The organism is Roseococcus sp. YIM B11640 (assembly GCF_049727625.1).
In the GTDB taxonomy this organism is placed as follows: Bacteria; Pseudomonadota; Alphaproteobacteria; order Acetobacterales; family Acetobacteraceae; genus Roseococcus.
In genome coordinates, this window is record NZ_JBBJOZ010000007.1 from 122614 (window position 1) to 138501 (window position 15888).

Genomic DNA, 15888 nt, shown 5'->3' on the forward strand with positions numbered 1-15888 from the left:
ACGCTTCGTTAAGCGGCTGGCGCCTCGAACGGCACGCCTTCGGCGGTGTGGCTGCCCTCGCGATAGCGATGGGTGGAGGAACCGAAGGCGATGAGGCGGCCTTCCTCGTCCTTCACCTCGCCGCGCGCGAAGAAGATGGCGCGGCCGGCCGTGACGAGATGCCCTTCCGCGAGCAGCCGCACGCCGAGCTTGCCCTGGCCGGTGAAGCGCGTGTCGAGGTCGAGCGTCACGGCGCGGCGCGTGCGGCCCGGCACGTCGCAGAAGAGGCCGGCGAAGGCGTTCACCTGGTCCAGCAGCGCCAGCATCACGCCGCCATGCACGATGCCCGAGCGGTTGGCGTGATGGCGCACCGGCAGGCAGGCGAGGCGCGCGAAGCCCTCGCGCCATTCCAGGATCTCGATGCCGAGATGCTCGTGAAAGGGCGAGTGGGTCTGGGCGAGGATGTGGTCGGGAAGCTGCATGACCCAGGCGTCCGACAGGATGGTTCCGCCGTCAAGTGATGGTCAGCTCCTGCAGCGCCGCCTCCATCTCCTGAAAGCTGGGCATGAGGCCGGAGGGCGCGACCTTGCGCCCCGTCTCCACCGAGACCTGCGGCGCGTTGCCATGCAGATGCGCCACGATCACGGCGCGGATGACTTCGTAGTAGGAGGCCTCCTCCTCCACGATGCCCTTCAGCCGCGCGGCCATGGGCCCCATCAGCCCATAGGCCAGCAGCACGCCCAGGAAGGTGCCCACCAGCGCGCCGCCGATCATGCCGCCCAGCACCGCCGGGGGCTGGTCGATGGCCGCCATGGTCTTAATGACGCCCAGCACGGCCGCGACGATGCCCAGCGCGGGCAGTGCATCCGCCATGTTCTGCATGGCGTGCGAGGGATGCATTTCCTCCTCGCGGATCTTCTTCAGCTCCCGCGCCATGGTGTCCTCGATCTGGTGAGGGTCGTCGGCGTTCATGCCGACCATGCGGAGATAGTCGCAGATCAGCACCGTGGCGTGATGATCGTCGCGGATCTTGGGGAACTTCGCGAAGGCGGGGCTTTCCTCGGGCCGTTCGATATGCGGCTCCAGCGCCATGGCGCCCTTGGTCTGGGCGAGGCGCACGAAGTGATAGAGCAGCGAGAGGATGGAGGTGTAGTCCTCCTTCCTGAAGCGCGGCCCCTTCAGGATTTTCCCGAAGCCCGCGAGCGTGTGCTTCACGTCGTGCATGGAGTTGGCCATGAGGAAGGAGCCGATCGCCGCGCCGCCGATCATCATCATCTCATAGGGCAGCGAGTGCGCGATGATGCCGAACTTGCCGCCCGCGATGGTGTAGCCGCCGAAGACCATGGCCAGCAGGAAGACGAAGCCGAGGACGGTGTTCATGGCGCGGCGGCCTGCCGCAGCAGCGTGACCGCCACGCGCCGGTTGCCGGCCGCCAGGGGTTGCCCGGGGAAGAGCGGCTCGCGCTCCGCGAGGCCCACGACGCTCTGGATGCGCGCCTCGGGCAGGCCGCCATCGCCGAGCATCCGGCGCGCCGCGTTCGCGCGCTCGGAAGAGAGCTCCCAGTTGCTGCGCCCGGCGCCGCGGAAGGGCGCGGCATCCGTATGGCCCGCGACCTGCACCGGATTGGGCAGCCGCGCGGCCGCCTGCGCAACCTCCCGCAGCAGACGGCGGGCATTCTCGTTGGGGGTCGCGCTGCCGCTGGCGAAGAGCGGCTTGCCCTCCGTATCGACCAGCTGAATCCGCAGGCCCTCAGGCGCGACCTCCACCATCACATGCTGCGCGAGGGCGGCGAGGGCGGGGTCGGCCTGGAAGGTTTCGCGCAGGCCGTGGAGCATTTCCTCGAACTTCGCTTCTTCGGCCCGGCTGGCCTGGGCCTCGCGCGCCTGGCGCTCGGCATCCTCCTCGCCGGCCGTCGCGATGCTGCGGAGCATGGTGGGGCCTTCGCCGCCGGTCGGCGCGCGGGGTCCCTGGGTCTCGCCGGGGATGGCGTCGATGATTCGCTGGATCTGGCGGTCCTCCTCGCCATCCGGGCCGTCGAGGCGATGCACCGGCTGGGCGCGGCGCTCGCTGTCGTCCTCTTCCTCGGTTTCCAGGAGCAGGATCGGGCGGGGCCCGCGCTCGACGCGGATGGTGCCGGAATCCTGGGACATGTTGCCCGCGCTATGCGGGGTGCTGCCCCCGAAAGGCTGGCCGCTGCCCGCCTGGCCCGAGGCCAGCGCGACGGAGGGGCTGAAGTAGTCGGCGATACCGCGGCGCTGCTCGTCCGTCGTGGCGTTGAGCAGCCACATGAGGAGGAAGAAGGCCATCATTGCCGTCACGAAATCGGCGTAGGCGACCTTCCAGGCGCCGCCGTGATGGCCATGGCCGCCTTCCTCGATCCGCCTGATGACGATCGTGCCGCCATCGCCCCTGCCACGCTTGGCCACCGCCACCTCATCGCCCGGCCTTCTGCCGGCCGCCGAGCTTCGCGCGGAAGGGTTAATTCGGCGCTAAGGCGGCATGACCGCAGCCGCGAAGGCGCCACAGGTCCCACGAAAAAGGCCGGGCCACTCGCGTGGCCCGGCCGATCGGGACGCCGGAAGGTCAGGCGGCCTGCGCCACGCCGCCGCGTCTCAGCAGCCGGCGCGGCTCCAGGGCGAAGGCGCCGGCGCCTAGCAGGGCCTGCGCCGCCAGGCCCACGGCCAGAAGGGCCGGATACTCCCAGCCGCCGCCGGGCGCGTTGAACACCCAGCCATTGCCGGCATGGACCACCACGGCGCCGAGCACGATGGGCAGCGACAGCAGCGAGGCCGTGCGCACCAGCACGCCCGCCACCAGCGCGATGCCCGCCGCCGTCTCGCCGAAGGCGACCAGCGCGCCGAGGATGGGCGGCAGGCCCAGCGAGCCGAAATAGCCCATCGTGCCCGCTAGGCCGAAGGTGCCGAGCTTGAGGATCGCGCCATGCGCGAAGAGGGTGACGCCGAGCGCGAGCCGGAGCAGCAGGGCGGCGTATGAGCTGTTGTTCGTCATGGAAATCGTCCTTTGGCTGGAAGCCGTTTCGATGGGCGCAAGCTGGCGCGAGGCCCTTCCGGCTTCCAATGGGCAGTCGGAACAGCGATCATCACCGCCATGAATGACGGCGCGGCTCGATGACCGAACTCTCCCAGCTGGACCTCAATCTCCTGCGCGTCTTCGATGCGGTCGCGCGCGAGCGCCACGTTACCCGCGCGGCGGAGCGGCTGAACCTCACCCAGCCCGCCGTCTCCAATGCGTTGGCCCGTCTGCGCGTGGCGCTGGGCGACGAGCTCTTCCTGCGCCGCCAGGGCGGCGTGGAGCTGACCGCCCTGGCGGCGGCCCTGGCGGAGCCGGTGGCCGAGGCGCTGGACCGGCTCTCCGAGGCCATCTCCGTCCGCGCGCCCTTCGAGCCGGCGACGGCGCAGCGCGTCTTCACCGTCGCGCTTTCCGAATACGCGGAGGCCGTGCTGGTGCCGCGCGTGCTGGAACGCATGGCGCGGGAGGCGCCGGGCTGCCTCCTCGCCATCAGCCATGCCGACCGCACGAATGCCGAGGCGCTGCTGGAGCGCGGCGACGCGCAACTCGCCATCGCCGTGCTGGGGGAGCCGAGCGCCCTCTACACCCGCGTCCGAATGCTGCCCGAGGCCTTCATGACGCTGATGCGTCCCGACCATCCACTGGCCAAGGGCGAGCTCGATCTCGCGCGCTTCACCTCCGTCCCGCATCTGCTGCATTCGCCCAACGGCTCGCGCGACGGCGCGATCGACCGCGTGCTGGCGGAGCAGGGAATGGCGCGGCGGCTGGGTGCGGTGGTTGCGCATCTCTCGGCGGTGCCGGAGATCCTGGCGCGCACGGAGATGATCATCACGCTCTCCGCGCGGCTCGCGGAGCAGATGGCCGAGTCCCACCGCCTCGTGACGCGCGAGCCGCCGGTGGAGGTGAGGCACACGCGGCTCTCGATGATCTTCCACCGGCGCTTCGAGGCGGATCCGGGCCATGCCTGGCTGCGTCGGATGTTCATCGCCGAGGCGCGCGAGGCCTGAGCAGCACCGCGCCGCTGCCCGCCTGGCCGAGGCGGTCGCCGGGATTGCGGAGCGGGCATTCCTGCAGGGAGAGGCAGCCGCAGCCGATGCAGCTTTCCAGCTGGTCGCGCAGCCGCGTGAGATTCGCGATGCGCTCCTCCAGCATGTCCTTCCACTGGCGCGAGAGGCGTTGCCAATCCTTCGCCGTGGCCGCGTGGCCATGCGGCACGCCCCGCAGGGCCTCCTCGATCGCGGCGAGGGGAATGCCCGCGCGTTGCGCCACCTTGATGATCGCGACCCGGCGCAGCACCTCGCGCGCGTAGCGGCGCTGGTTGCCGGCATTCCGCTCGGCGGCGATCAGCCCCCTGGCTTCGTAGAAGTGGATGGTCGAGACCGCGACGCCGCTGCGGCGCGCGACCTCGCCCACCGAAAGCTGCGGCCTGGGCTCGTCGCGAAGAGGCATCGGAAGGTGCTTGACCTCAAGTTAACTTGAGGTCCTATGCCCGGCGTCGGCCTGCCGGTGCAAGCCTTCCCGCGTTGGCGGGAAACCTCTTTCGGGAGCTGCCGATTCCGATGCGGATGGATCAGTCCGGACCCGCCTTATTCGGCGGGAAGCATGGCCCTGAAGAAGATCTCGGAGCCGTCGCGCAGGATCTCGCCCGCGCGCTTGCCGCCGAGATAGCAGAGGCTGGCCCAGGCGCCGTCGAACAGCATGCCGAGCAGCTGGCCCAGCCGCTCCGGCTCGGCCGCGCCGGCCTGCCGAGAGAGCTCGATGAGCTGCCCGCAGACCTGCGCCTTGAAGTCGGTCACGAGCTGGTGGGTGGGATGCGCGGGGTCGGGGAACTCGGCCTGGGCGAGCAGCATCGGGCAGCCGCGGTAATCGGGGTCCTCGAGCTCCTCGGCGGCGGCGGCCATCAGGGCGCGCAGCTTGCCGACGGGGGTGGACGCCTTGGAGGTGACCTCGTTGAACCAGACCTCCCACTCCTCCGCATCCTCCTTGAGGATGGCGGCGATGAGGGCGTCTTTGCTGGGGTAGGTGCGGTAGAGGCTCATCTTGGTCGCCTCGGCCACCCGGCAGACTTCCTCGACGCCGGTGGCGCGGATGCCCTGGCGGTAGAACAGGTCCTTGGCGGCGCTTTGAATTCTCTCGGCGGCCTTAGGCTTGCCAAATGAGGCACCCGACATAGGTAAGGGCTCCTTCCACCATCCTGTCGCCGCGTGAGCAGATTTTTGCACCGCAGCGAAAATTCCCTCTTGATGATACTGACCGGTCACTTACTATGTGACGGACCGGTCGGTAACATCCGCCCTCGGAGAATGGCCATGGCGCCTGATGAATGCAAGGCCCCGGTTGGGGATAGTCTCTGGTTTTCCTGGCTCTGCCGCCGCATGGGCGGGGTCACGGCGCCGCGTGCCGCCCTCGCTCTGGCCCTGGCCGGGCAGGTGGCTCTCGCCGCGCCCGTCCTGGCGCAGGGGGCGCCGGCCGCACCGCCCGTGACGGTTGCCACCCCGCTCTCGCGCTCCGTCCAGCAATGGGACGAGCACACGGCACGTATCGAGGCGACGGCGCGCGTCGAGATCCGGCCGCGAGTCTCCGGTCAGGTCGTGCAGGTGCATTTCCAGGACGGCGCCATCGTCCCAGAGGGCGCGCTGCTCTTCACCCTTGACCAGCGGCCCTTCCAGAACGCCGTGCTCTCTGCCCGCGCCGAGGTGGCGCGCAACGAGGCCCGTGTGACGGTGGCCGAGCAGCAGGTGAATCGCTACGCGCCGCTCGTCGCGCAGCGCTTCTCTTCCGAGGCGGACATGGACAACCGCCGCAGCGCGCTGCGCGAGGCGCAGGCGGGCCTCGCCGCCAGCCGCGCCGCCCTGCGCCAGGCGGAACTGGACCTGGAGTTCTCCGAGATCCGCGCCCCCCGCGCCGGCCGCGTCAGCGACCGCCGTGTGGACGCAGGCAACCTCGTGCAGCAGGGCACGACCCTGCTGACGACCCTGGTCGCCCTCGACCGGGTCTATGCGAGCTTCGACGCCAGCGAGGCGCAGTACCTCCGCTACGCCCGCGCGGCGAGCGGCGGCATGCGCCCCGGCGGGCGCCAGGAAGGCACGCCCGTGCAGCTTCGCCTGCTCGATGAGACGGAGTTCGGCCACCAGGGCCAGATGGATTTCGTGGACAGCGTCTTCGACGCGCGCAGCGGCACCATCCGCGGGCGCGCGATCCTTCCCAATCCGGAATTCCTGCTGACCCCGGGCAGCTACGCGCGGCTCCGGCTCTTCGTGGGCGATGCGGCCTCGCTGCTGGTGCCCGACTCGGCGATCATCGCCGACCAGGGCGGGCGGATGGTGCTGACGGTGACGCCCGAGGGCACTGTCGCGCCCAAGCCCGTGCAGCTCGGCCCGCTGGTGGATGGGCTGCGCGTCGTGCGTTCCGGCCTGACGCCGCAGGACCGCGTGATCATCGGCGGCCTGCACCGCGCGCGCCCCGGCGCGCAGGTGACGGCGCAGCAGGGGCGCATCGGGCCGAGCCCGCTCGCCTCCGCCGACTGACCGCGTCACACAACTCGACCTGAAACGCGCGCCGCCGAGGCGCGAACCGCCGCGCTCGCGCCCGGCTCCTGAGGAACACGAAGATGCGCCTAGCCCGTTTCTTCATTGACCGGCCCGTCTTTGCGGCGGTCCTCTCCATCGCCATCACGCTGGTGGGCGCCATCGCGGCGATCCGCCTGCCGATCGGCGAGTTCCCCGAGATCGCGCCCCCCACCGTGCAGGTGACCGCGCTCTACCCCGGCGCCTCGGCGGAGACCATCGCCTCCACCGTCGCAGGTCCGATCGAGCAGGAGATCAACGGTGTCGACGGCATGCTCTACCTGAGCTCGCAATCGACGGGCGACGGGCGCGTGACCATCAGCGTCGTCTTCCGCCAGGGCGTCGATGTGGACCAGGCGCAGGTGCTGGTGCAGAACCGCGTTGCCATTGCCGAGCCACGCCTGCCCGAGGATGTGCGGCGCCTGGGCGTGACCGTGAAGAAGGCCTCGCCGGACTTCCTCATGGTCGTGCACATGCTCTCGCCCGACGGCAGCCGCAGCCCGGAATACGTGTCCAACTACGCGACGCTTGCCATCAAGGACCGTCTCGCCCGCCTCGAAGGCGTGGGCGACGCGCAAGTCTTCGGCGCGCGCGACTACGCGATGCGCATCTGGCTCGACCCGGACCGGGTGGCCGCGCGCGGCATGTCGCCGGGCGACGTGATCGCGGCCCTGCAGCGCGCGAACGTGCAGGTGGCCGCGGGCGCCATCGGCCAGGCGCCGCGCGCCAGCAGTGCGGGCGCCTTCGAGATCGCCGTGCAGGCCCAGGGGCGGCTTTCCTCGCCCGAGCAGTTCGACGAGCAGGTGATCGGCACCGGCGCGGGCGGCGCTCCCATCCGGCTGCGCGACGTGGCGCGCACGGAGATCGGCGCGAACGACTACACGATCAACGCGCTGCTCGATAACCGGGTCGCCGTCGGCATCGGCGTGTTCCAGCGGCCGGGCAGCAACGCCCTGGCGACGGCGGCGGCCATCCGCTCGACCATGGAGGAAGCCGCGCGCTCCTTCCCGAGCGGCATTTCCTACGACATCGTCTATGACCCAACGCGCTTCATCGCCCAGAGCATGGAGGCGGTGCTGCACACCTTCATCGAGGCGATCGTGCTGGTCGTGCTCGTGGTGATCCTCTTCCTGCAGAACTGGCGCGCGGCGGTCATCCCGCTGCTCGCCATCCCGGTCTCCATCATCGGCACCTTCGCGGTGCTGCTGGCGATGGGCTTCACGCTGAACTCGCTGACCATGTTCGGCCTGATCCTGGCCATCGGCATCGTGGTGGACGACGCCATCGTGGTGGTGGAGAACGCCGAGCGCCACATGGCCGCCGGCCTCTCGCCGCTGGAGGCCGCGCGCAAGACGATGGACGAGGTGGGCTTCGCCCTCATCGCCATCGCGCTGGTACTCGTCGCGGTCTTCGTGCCGACGGCCTTCATCAACGGCATCTCCGGCGCCTTCTACCGGCAGTTCGCCGTGACCATCTCGGTCGCGACCGTGCTGTCGGCCATCGTGTCGCTGACGCTGTCGCCGGCCCTGGCCGCGATCCTGCTGAAGCCGCACGGCCATGGGAAGCCGAGCCGCCTGATGGCGCCCATCAACGCCTTCTTCCGCGGTTTCAACTGGGTCTTCGACAAGCTCTCCTTCGGCTATGGCGGGCTGACGAAGAAGCTGGTGCGCCTGCCCATCATCCTTCTGGTGATCTATGGCGGACTGCTGGCGCTGACCGGCCGCCAGGTGATGGTGACGCCGACCGGCCTCATCCCGCCGCTGGATCGTGGCTACATCATCGCGGCCTTCCAGCTTCCGCCCGGCTCCAGCCTGAGCCGCACGGATGAGGTGATCCGCCGTGCTTCCGATGCCATCGCGCAGGTGCCGGGTGTCGCCAACTCCATCGCCTTCGTGGGCCTGGATGGCGCGACCTTCACCAACGCGCCGAACACGGGCGTGGTCTTCGCGGGCCTCAAGTCCTTCGAGGAGCGCGCGCAGCTCGGCGTCACGGGCAACTCGATCCTGGCCGATATGCAGCGCCGCCTGATGGGCGAGGATGCGGCGATGGTGCTGGTCATCCCGCCGCCGCCGGTCCCCGGCATCGGCACGGGCGGCGGCTTCAAGCTTATGATCCAGGACCGCGCCGGCCGTGGCCCGCAGGAGCTGGAGCGCGCCACCCAGGCCGTGCTAGCGGCCGCGAACCGGGCGCCGGGCATTGCCTTCGCCTTCAGCCTGTTCAACACCTCCACGCCGCAGATCCGCGCGGAGATCGACCGGCCGCGCGCGGAGATGCTGGGCCTGCCCATCTCCCGCGTGCATGAGGCGATGAGCGTCTATCTCGGCTCGGCCTTCGTGAACGACTTCAACCTGCTGGGCCGCACTTGGCGCGTGACGGCGCAGGCCGACCAGACGCACCGCATGTCCATCGACGATATCGCGGCGCTGAGGACGCGTACCGACAGCGGCGCCATGGTGCCGCTGGGCAGTGTCGCGACCTTCCAGGAGACGGCCGGCCCCTATCGCGTGCCGCGCTACAACCTCTTCCCCGCCGCGGAGGTGCAGGGTGCCGAGATTCCCGGCTTCTCCACCGGCCAGGCGATCGCCGCCATGGAGGAGGTCATGCGCACCGCGCTGCCCGAGGGCTTCGGCTACGAGTGGACCGAGCTCGCGCTGCAGGAGACGACGCAGGGCAACACCGCCCCCATCGCCTTCGGCCTCGCGGTCGTCTTCGTCTTCCTCGTGCTCGCGGCGATGTACGAGAGCTGGCTGCTGCCGCTCGCGGTGGTGCTGATCGCGCCGATGTCGGTGCTGGCGGCGCTGCTGGGCGTGCAGCATGCGGGGCTCGACAACAACGTGCTGGTGCAGGTCGGCCTCGTGGTGCTGGTGGGCCTGGCGGCGAAGAACGCGATCCTGATCGTCGAGTTCGCCCGGGCCCGCGAGGAAGAGGGCGCCACGCGCTGGGAAGCGGCGGCCGATGCCGCGCGCACCCGCTTGCGGCCGATCCTCATGACCTCGCTCGCCTTCATCCTCGGCGTGCTGCCGTTGACCGTGGCGACGGGCGCGGGCGCGGAGATGCGGCAGAGCCTCGGCACCGCCGTGTTCTACGGCATGCTGGGCGTGACGCTCTTCGGCCTGCTCTTCACGCCGGTCTTCTACGTCGTCGCGCAATGGGCAGCGAGCCGGCGGAAGAGGAAGACCCCGGCATCGGCCATCGAGACGCCGGCGCACTCCCACTGACCCTGGGATGCACGGAAGCAGGGCGGCACCTCCCCGGGGGTGCCGCCCTTTTTTTCATGCTGCTAGGCTCGGCCTCCGGAACGGGAGGAAGCCATGAACGTCACGCCGGAGATCGTCGCCCATCTCGCGCCCAAGGGCGTGCTGCGCGTCGGCATCAACATGTCCAACTTCCTGCTGGTGAACGGCCGCAGCCCCGATGGCGGGCCGACGGGGGTCTCGCCCAGCATGGGCAAGGCCATCGCCGACCGGCTCGGCGTGCCCGTGCGCTACGTGACCTTCCCCAATCCCGGCCTGGCGGGCGATGCCGCCGGCACCGATGCCTGGGACATCGTGAATATCGGCGCCGAGCCGCAGCGGGCGGAGAAGATCGCCTTCACCAACGCCTATGCCGAGATCGAGTGCACCTACCTGGTCCCCGCCGGCTCCCCCATCACCTCGATCGCCGAGGTGGACCGGCCCGGCATCCGCATCGCCGTCTCGGCCCGCGCGGCCTACGACCTCTGGCTCGAGCGCAACATCAAGCAGGCCACGCTCATCCGCGGCGAGGGGCTGGACGCCACCATGCACATGTTCGGCGAGCAGCGGCTGGAGGTCCTGGCCGGCCTGCGCCCGCGGCTGCTGACCGATGCCGAGTTCTTCCCCGGCTCGCGCATCCTGGACGGCAACTTCATGGCGGTGCAGCAGGCCGTCGGCACGCTGCGCGGCAACTCGGCCGCCGAGGCCTTCCTCAGCGATTTCGTCGAGGAGGCGAAGCGCAGCGGCCTCGTCGCCCGCTTCATCCAGGAGCACGGCGTGAGGGGGCTTTCTGTCGCGCCTGTCGCGTGAGGCCGAAATGGACTTGGCGTAACCCCCGGGGAAATGCTGCAATCGGCATGTAATCGGGGAAACGCCAGTCCGGGCCATGACGAACTACCTCGCCACCCTTCCGGCCTTCCTGACGTGGTTTCCGCTCTGCGCCCTGCTGCTGGCGGGCTTCGCGGCGGCCTACATCCGGGTAACGCCCTGGGCCGAGCTGCGCCTCATCCGTGAGGGCAACACCGCGGCCGCCGTCAGCTTCTCCGGCGCCCTCATCGGCTACTCGCTGGTGGTGGGCTCGGTGATGGTGCACTCGGTCAACCGCGTGGACCTGCTGGTCTGGGGCCTGGTCGGGCTCGTGGTGCAGATCATTGCCTTCTTCGTCGCGCGCATGCTGCTGGGCGACGACCTGCCGCGCCGGATGGAGGAGGGGCAGGTCGCACCCGCCATCATGCTGGCCTCGACCTCGCTGGCCGCCGGCATCCTCAACGCGGCGACGATGGTGTTCTGATGCGACGGTCCAGCGCCATCCGCCTCACGCTCCTCGCTGCCTCGGCCGTCGCGCTGCAGGCCTGCGGCGAGGATGTGGACACGACGGATTTCGTCGTCACCGACGTCGCCTCCTGCGTCGCGCGCTATGGCTCCGACGCGCAGGCGGAATGCGAGGCGACCTTCCGCCAGGCCGAGCAGCAGCACCTCGCCACCGCGCCGCGCTACGCCAGCGTCGCCGCCTGCGAGCAGGCGACGGGCGGCAGCTGCCAGGCCTCGCCCGGGAACCAGCCGGCGGACAAGGCGCTGCTCTCGACCGGCGCGGCGGTCGCCATCCCCGTGCTCGCGGGCGTCATGATCGGCCGCATGATGAACAACGGGCAGGGAAGGGTGGTCTCCCCGCTCTATGCCGGGGCGCCGCCGCCGGAATGCCCGCCGGGCGTCTCGCCGGCGCCGCCGGGCTGCCCCGCCCCGCGCAGCTCCTCTTCTTCTTCCAGCAGCGGCAGCCGGTCGAGCTACTACTACAGCGGCAGCAACTATGTCGGCAGCACGGATTCCGCCGTGGAGCGCGGCCGATCCTCGGCCTTCCACGCGACGCCGGCCGCGGCGTCCGGCATCGCGAGCGGCAGTTCCCTCGGGCGCGGCAGCAGCTCCACCGTCTCGCGTGGCGGCTTCGGCTCCTCGGCGCGCGGCTACAGCAGCAGCAGCAGCTGATGCAGCGGATCGAGGCGCCCGCCCGCCCGGATTGGCGCGCCAAGCTGGAGGAGGTGGGCCTGACCTACCACTCCGATGGGCAGGAGCCGCAGCCGGGCACCGATGGCGGCCTCTGGTGGCACGAAGCCTCCCATTGGCGCCTGACCTCCGCCGAGGTCGACCTGCTCGACGACGCGACCGCCGAGCTGCACGCCCGCTGCCTCGACGCCGTGGACCATCTGGTCAATCGAGATCCCGCCGCGCTGCGCGAGGCCTTCGCCCTGCCGGAATGGTTCGCCGATTACCTGCAGCGTTCCTGGCGGCGGGGCGATCCCTCCCTCATGGGCCGCTTCGACCTCGCCTTCGACGACCAGGCGGGCGCGGTGAAGATGCTGGAGTACAACGCCGACACGCCGACGCTGGCCATCGAGACCGCCGTCGCGCAGTGGTTCTGGCTGCAGGACACCCACCCGGACGCCGACCAGTTCAACTCGCTGCACGAGAAGCTGCTGGACCGCTTCCGCACGCTCGCCCCGCTCATCGGCGCGCAGGTGCTGCATTTCGCCGCCTTCGAGGAGAGCGCCGAGGAATGGGCGCATGCCACCTATTTCCGCGACCTCGCCGGCCAGGCGGGGATCCGCACCATCGGCATCGACATCAATGCCATCGGCTGGAACGGCCAGCACTTCCTCGACCAGGCCGGGCGGCGCATCGCCTTCCTGCACAAGCTCTACCCGTGGGAATGGGCGCGGCAGGACGAGTTCGGTCCGCATCTCGCCGGCGATAGCTGCGGCGTGCTCGAGCCGCCCTGGAAGGCCGTCCTGTCGGACAAGGCGATCCTGCCGGTGCTGTGGAAGCTCTTCCCGGGGCATCCCAACCTGCTGGAGGCGGTGCCGGGGCAGGTCGCGCTGGCCGGCGCCTGTGTCCACAAGCCCTGCCTGGGCCGCGAGGGATCCAACATCGCCATGCTGCGGAACGGCCAGTCCATTGCCTCGACGGGCGGGCCCTATGCCCCGGAGCATGCGCGCTTCGTGACCCAGGCCATGGCCCGGCTGCCGCAGCAGGACGGGTGGAACGCCGTGATCGGCTCCTGGATCGCGGGCGACCAGCCGGCGGGCATCATCATCCGCGAGAGCCGCGACGCGATCATGCGCGACACCAGCCGCGTGGTGCCGCATTATTTCTAGCCCCCGGACGGCAGGCGCCGCCTCGGGCGGCTTGCCTTCGCCGCGCTGCTGAATCGCCGGCGGCGCTGCCTGGATGGGCGGCGCCGGCTGCTATTCGCGGCCGGAAGCGCGGAGCCGCCTTACTATCTTACTATCTTACCCGTGCCGTGCGCTTCGGCAGGCGGGCGCAGCTATCCCCTTGGCGCCCGTAATCTAGGAAAAATATCCTTGAAACTCAAGTGCGGCGCGTATCCCGCCACGCGCCCACGGCGCCGCCGATGAGCGCGCCCGCCAGCACCGGCCACGGCGCGCCAAGGCCGAGGGGCACCGCCACCACCACGGAAGCGACCGCCGCCACCGCCCAGGGCAGCAGGTCGATCCGCCCGCGCCAGAGCGGCACCATCAGGGTCACGAAGGTCGCGACCGCAGCGAAGAAGACCGGATGGTTCGGCGGCAGCGAGATCATGTTGGCGAAGACGAAGGCCACGCCGGTCGAAAGCGTCCAGAACACCCAGAAGGTGAGGCCCACGCCCAGCAGCAGCCCGGCATCGCGCCCGCCCGCGCGCTGGTCCGCGATCGCAACCGCGAAGCTGTTGTCCACCAGCGTCGCCAGCGTGCCCCAGAGCTTCCAGCCGCGCAGCTTGTCGAGCCAGGGCGCCAGCGCCGCGCTCATGGGCGCCAGCCGCAGGTTGATGACGAAACAGGCCAGCGTCGCGGCCAGGATCGGCGCGGGGTCGTCCCAGACCTGGAGCGCCACGAGCTGGCTGGTGCCCGCGAAGACCATCGCGGACATGAGCATCAGTTCCAGCAGCGAAAGGCCGCGCGCGCTGGCGATGGCGCCGATGATGAGCGCGAAGGGCAGCATGCCCGGCAGCATGGGGATGGTGACCCGCACCCCGCGCCAGACGCCCTGGCGCGTGAAGACGACGCGGGAGCCGCTCATGGCCGGTTGGCCAGCAGGGCCTCGGCCTCCGCTCGGGGCAGGGCCAGCGCCTTCCGCGCGACCTCGCCGCCGAAGCCCGCGCGCGCCAGCGTGGCGAGCCATTTCCGCCGCAGTTCCGCCTCCGGCTCGGCCGCGGCGAAGGGGCCGAGGCGGCGCTTGCGGCAGAGCGTAACGGCGGCCTCGAGCTCGCCGGGCATATCCTCCTGCCGCAGCGTCTCCCGCGCCAGTTCGCCCGTGATCCCCTTGGCCGCGAGATGCGCGAGCGTGGCCCGCTGGGACCGGCCGCTGGCCAGCAGCCGCCGGGCGCGGGCGGTGGCGAAGGCCGCATCGTCCACAGCCCCCGCCTGGACGAGGCGGGCTGCGATCGCGGCCGCCTGCGCGCGCGCGGCGGCGGCGGCCGTGGCGATGGCGTCGGGGTCCATGCCCTCGGCGCCCACGGCGCGGGCCCATCGATGGATGCGGTTGCCCAGGACGCGGCGGAGCCCCGCCTCGGTCGCCGCGAACCGCGCGAGGTGGCTCAGCGCCGCCTCGCGCAGCGCGGCCTCCGTGATCGCGGGGGCGCGGGCCATCAGATCACGAAGTGAAGCGGCTCCGTCACCGGGCGGCGCAGCCCGGCCGCGGCGGCGCGCTTCAGCAGATCCTCGAGCGTGACGCTGCCGAGCTTCTTGGCCAGCACCTCGTCCAGCTCCTTCCAGAGCGGCGCGGTGACGGCGGCGCCCAGCTTGCCGGGGGGCGCCAGCTCCTCCTCCTCGGTCACCGCGGCGACGATCTCGACCAGCTTCACCTCGCGCGGGGCGCGGGCCATGCGGTAGCCGCCGCGCGGGCCGCGCAGGCTGTCCAGGACCCCGGCACGCACCAGGCTCTGCAGCAGCGGCTCGATCCCGCGCCGCGCCGCGCCGAGGCGCTCGGCGATCTCCGCCGCGCCGGTCACCTCGCCGCCACGGCCGGCGTGGAAGGCGATGTCGAGCGCGATGTCGATGGCAAGCAGGCCACGGTCCTGGCGGAGCAGCATGGGCGTTTAATGTCCTCTTCGATGACGTGAAAATGCGCTGGCCTGCCGGAATATTCAACTCGCGGCATCAGGCGCGGGGCGGATTTTCGTGCTAACAGGCAGGCATGGATGCCGATTCGCCCCGCACCTCGCAGATGCACGCCAGCATTCTCTCCACCATCGGCAATACGCCCGTGGTGCTCCTGCCGCGCCTCATGGCGGAGGTGAAGTCCCCGGCCCGGCTGGCGCTGAAGCTGGAATTCTTCAATCCCGCGGGCTCCGTGAAGGACCGGATCGGCCTCGCCATGGTCGAGGCGGCCGAGGCGGCGGGCGAGATCGCGCCCGGCCGCTCGGTCATCATCGAGCCGACCTCGGGCAATACCGGCATCGCGCTCGCGCTCGTCGCGGCGGCGAAGGGGTATCGGCTGATCGTGGTGATGCCCGATTCGGCCTCGCTGGAGCGGCGGAAGATGCTGAAGCTTCTGGGCGCGGAGCTGGAACTCACGCCGGGCAAGCGTGGCATGGCCGCCGCCATCGCCCGGGCCGACGAAATCCGCGCGACGACCGAGGGCGCCTGGATCGCCCGCCAGTTCGACAACCCCGCTAACCCCGACATCCACGCCCGCACGACCGCCGAGGAAATCTGGCGCGACACGGCGGGCGAGGTGGATGTGGTGGTGGCCGGCGTCGGCACGGGCGGCACCGCGACCGGCATCGCCCGCGTGCTGAAGCCCCGCAAGGCGAGCCTGCGCGTGATCGGCGTCGAGCCGGCCGAGAGCGCCGTGCTCAATGGCGACGAGCCGGGGCCGCACCTCATTCAGGGCATTGGCGCCGGCTTCTGCCCGGGGGTGCTGGAACTGGCGGCCCTCGACGGCGTCGAGCGGGTGGCCGAGCGCGAGGCCTTCGCGGCGGCGCGCGACGTCGCGCGCCGCCGCGAAGGCCGCGCGCGCGGCCTTCGCGGCGGCGCGCGACGTCGCGCGCCGCCGCGAAGGCCGCGCGCGCGGCCTTCGCGGCGGCG

At 70.9% G+C, this 15888-nt stretch carries 16 protein-coding genes and 1 pseudogene; 8 read left to right on the plus strand and 9 right to left on the minus strand.

Going from position 1 to position 15888, the window contains the following annotated elements:
* Positions 1–8: 8 nt before the first annotated feature.
* From WJM96_RS22035 to WJM96_RS22050, 4 genes are all read right to left on the minus strand, one after another.
* Positions 9–461, minus strand: a complete 453-nt coding sequence (locus WJM96_RS22035; RefSeq protein ID WP_424814718.1) for a PaaI family thioesterase — start codon at positions 459–461, stop codon at positions 9–11.
* Between the two features lie 31 nt (positions 462–492).
* Complete coding sequence (motA, locus tag WJM96_RS22040; RefSeq protein ID WP_424814719.1) at positions 493–1359, minus strand: flagellar motor stator protein MotA; 867 nt, start codon at positions 1357–1359, stop codon at positions 493–495.
* Positions 1356–2405, minus strand: a complete 1050-nt coding sequence (locus WJM96_RS22045; RefSeq protein ID WP_424814720.1) for a flagellar motor protein MotB — start codon at positions 2403–2405, stop codon at positions 1356–1358. Before WJM96_RS22045 ends, motA begins: the two co-directional genes overlap by 4 nt.
* A gap of 157 nt (positions 2406–2562) precedes the next feature.
* The gene (locus WJM96_RS22050; protein ID WP_424814721.1) at positions 2563–2988 is read right to left on the minus strand and encodes a DoxX family protein; all 426 of its coding nucleotides are present in this window, start codon (positions 2986–2988) and stop codon (positions 2563–2565) included.
* A 119-nt stretch (positions 2989–3107) separates the two neighbouring features.
* Here WJM96_RS22050 and WJM96_RS22055 point away from each other — a divergent pair, with 119 nt between their 5' ends.
* A complete protein-coding gene (locus WJM96_RS22055) occupies positions 3108–4016 on the plus strand; it encodes a LysR family transcriptional regulator (protein WP_424814722.1) in 909 nt (302 codons plus the stop codon).
* On the opposite strand, the gene soxR is transcribed toward WJM96_RS22055, so the two are convergent.
* Together soxR and WJM96_RS22065 are read right to left on the minus strand one after the other, a co-directional pair.
* Positions 3991–4458 (minus strand): redox-sensitive transcriptional activator SoxR, encoded by a 468-nt coding sequence (soxR, locus tag WJM96_RS22060; RefSeq protein WP_424814723.1) that lies wholly within the window; start codon positions 4456–4458, stop codon positions 3991–3993. The genes WJM96_RS22055 and soxR overlap by 26 nt on opposite strands.
* Positions 4459–4595: 137 nt before the next feature.
* The gene (locus WJM96_RS22065) at positions 4596–5180 is read right to left on the minus strand and encodes a TetR/AcrR family transcriptional regulator (protein WP_424814724.1); all 585 of its coding nucleotides are present in this window, start codon (positions 5178–5180) and stop codon (positions 4596–4598) included.
* A gap of 138 nt (positions 5181–5318) precedes the next feature.
* On the opposite strand from WJM96_RS22065, the gene WJM96_RS22070 reads away from it, so the two are divergent.
* From WJM96_RS22070 to WJM96_RS22095, 6 genes are all read left to right on the plus strand, one after another.
* Positions 5319–6536: an efflux RND transporter periplasmic adaptor subunit gene (locus WJM96_RS22070; protein ID WP_424814725.1), complete on the plus strand. Its 1218-nt coding sequence runs from the start codon at positions 5319–5321 to the stop codon at positions 6534–6536.
* A gap of 83 nt (positions 6537–6619) precedes the next feature.
* Entirely contained in the window at positions 6620–9793 is a 3174-nt protein-coding gene (locus WJM96_RS22075) for an efflux RND transporter permease subunit (RefSeq protein ID WP_424814726.1), read from the plus strand.
* 93 nt (positions 9794–9886) lie between these two features.
* Positions 9887–10618 carry an ABC transporter substrate-binding protein gene (locus WJM96_RS22080; protein WP_424814727.1) on the plus strand — a complete coding sequence of 244 codons (732 nt, stop codon included), beginning with the start codon at positions 9887–9889 and terminating at the stop codon, positions 10616–10618.
* A gap of 76 nt (positions 10619–10694) precedes the next feature.
* Positions 10695–11099 carry a DUF350 domain-containing protein gene (locus WJM96_RS22085; protein ID WP_424814728.1) on the plus strand — a complete coding sequence of 135 codons (405 nt, stop codon included), beginning with the start codon at positions 10695–10697 and terminating at the stop codon, positions 11097–11099.
* Positions 11099–11791 carry a DUF1190 domain-containing protein gene (locus tag WJM96_RS22090; RefSeq protein WP_424814729.1) on the plus strand — a complete coding sequence of 231 codons (693 nt, stop codon included), beginning with the start codon at positions 11099–11101 and terminating at the stop codon, positions 11789–11791. The genes WJM96_RS22085 and WJM96_RS22090 overlap by 1 nt, the downstream gene beginning before the upstream one ends.
* Positions 11791–12957 carry a glutathionylspermidine synthase family protein gene (locus WJM96_RS22095; protein WP_424814730.1) on the plus strand — a complete coding sequence of 389 codons (1167 nt, stop codon included), beginning with the start codon at positions 11791–11793 and terminating at the stop codon, positions 12955–12957. Before WJM96_RS22090 ends, WJM96_RS22095 begins: the two co-directional genes overlap by 1 nt.
* A gap of 214 nt (positions 12958–13171) precedes the next feature.
* Here the strand turns inward: WJM96_RS22095 and WJM96_RS22100 are convergent, their stop codons facing one another.
* From WJM96_RS22100 to WJM96_RS22110, 3 genes are read right to left on the minus strand one after another with little or no spacing between them, the layout of a single operon-like run.
* The gene (locus tag WJM96_RS22100; RefSeq protein WP_424814731.1) at positions 13172–13879 is read right to left on the minus strand and encodes an AzlC family ABC transporter permease; all 708 of its coding nucleotides are present in this window, start codon (positions 13877–13879) and stop codon (positions 13172–13174) included.
* Positions 13876–14448: a RecX family transcriptional regulator gene (locus WJM96_RS22105; RefSeq protein WP_424814732.1), complete on the minus strand. Its 573-nt coding sequence runs from the start codon at positions 14446–14448 to the stop codon at positions 13876–13878. The genes WJM96_RS22100 and WJM96_RS22105 overlap by 4 nt, the downstream gene beginning before the upstream one ends.
* Positions 14448–14891 carry an RrF2 family transcriptional regulator gene (locus tag WJM96_RS22110; protein WP_424814733.1) on the minus strand — a complete coding sequence of 148 codons (444 nt, stop codon included), beginning with the start codon at positions 14889–14891 and terminating at the stop codon, positions 14448–14450. The genes WJM96_RS22105 and WJM96_RS22110 overlap by 1 nt, the downstream gene beginning before the upstream one ends.
* A 134-nt stretch (positions 14892–15025) precedes the next feature.
* Here WJM96_RS22110 and WJM96_RS22115 point away from each other — a divergent pair.
* A pseudogene (locus WJM96_RS22115) lies at positions 15026–15792 on the plus strand (PLP-dependent cysteine synthase family protein); the annotation flags it as partial.
* Between the last annotated feature and the right edge of the window lie 96 nt (positions 15793–15888).

Excerpts from the sequence above, each read along its gene's own strand:
- WJM96_RS22085 (WP_424814728.1), top strand. The coding sequence starts at position 10,695 with ATGACGAACTACCTCGCCACCCTTCCGGCCTTCCTGACGTGGTTTCCG.
- WJM96_RS22080 (WP_424814727.1), top strand. The coding sequence starts at position 9,887 with ATGAACGTCACGCCGGAGATCGTCGCCCATCTCGCGCCCAAGGGCGTG.
- WJM96_RS22055 (WP_424814722.1), top strand. The coding sequence starts at position 3,108 with ATGACCGAACTCTCCCAGCTGGACCTCAATCTCCTGCGCGTCTTCGAT.
- WJM96_RS22095 (WP_424814730.1), top strand. The coding sequence starts at position 11,791 with ATGCAGCGGATCGAGGCGCCCGCCCGCCCGGATTGGCGCGCCAAGCTG.
- WJM96_RS22100 (WP_424814731.1), bottom strand. The coding sequence starts at position 13,879 with ATGAGCGGCTCCCGCGTCGTCTTCACGCGCCAGGGCGTCTGGCGCGGG.
- WJM96_RS22075 (WP_424814726.1), top strand. The coding sequence starts at position 6,620 with ATGCGCCTAGCCCGTTTCTTCATTGACCGGCCCGTCTTTGCGGCGGTC.
- motA (WP_424814719.1), bottom strand. The coding sequence starts at position 1,359 with ATGAACACCGTCCTCGGCTTCGTCTTCCTGCTGGCCATGGTCTTCGGC.
- WJM96_RS22110 (WP_424814733.1), bottom strand. The coding sequence starts at position 14,891 with ATGCTGCTCCGCCAGGACCGTGGCCTGCTTGCCATCGACATCGCGCTC.
- WJM96_RS22065 (WP_424814724.1), bottom strand. The coding sequence starts at position 5,180 with ATGTCGGGTGCCTCATTTGGCAAGCCTAAGGCCGCCGAGAGAATTCAA.
- WJM96_RS22070 (WP_424814725.1), top strand. The coding sequence starts at position 5,319 with ATGGCGCCTGATGAATGCAAGGCCCCGGTTGGGGATAGTCTCTGGTTT.
- soxR (WP_424814723.1), bottom strand. The coding sequence starts at position 4,458 with ATGCCTCTTCGCGACGAGCCCAGGCCGCAGCTTTCGGTGGGCGAGGTC.
- WJM96_RS22090 (WP_424814729.1), top strand. The coding sequence starts at position 11,099 with ATGCGACGGTCCAGCGCCATCCGCCTCACGCTCCTCGCTGCCTCGGCC.
- WJM96_RS22105 (WP_424814732.1), bottom strand. The coding sequence starts at position 14,448 with ATGGCCCGCGCCCCCGCGATCACGGAGGCCGCGCTGCGCGAGGCGGCG.
- WJM96_RS22050 (WP_424814721.1), bottom strand. The coding sequence starts at position 2,988 with ATGACGAACAACAGCTCATACGCCGCCCTGCTGCTCCGGCTCGCGCTC.
- WJM96_RS22035 (WP_424814718.1), bottom strand. The coding sequence starts at position 461 with ATGCAGCTTCCCGACCACATCCTCGCCCAGACCCACTCGCCCTTTCAC.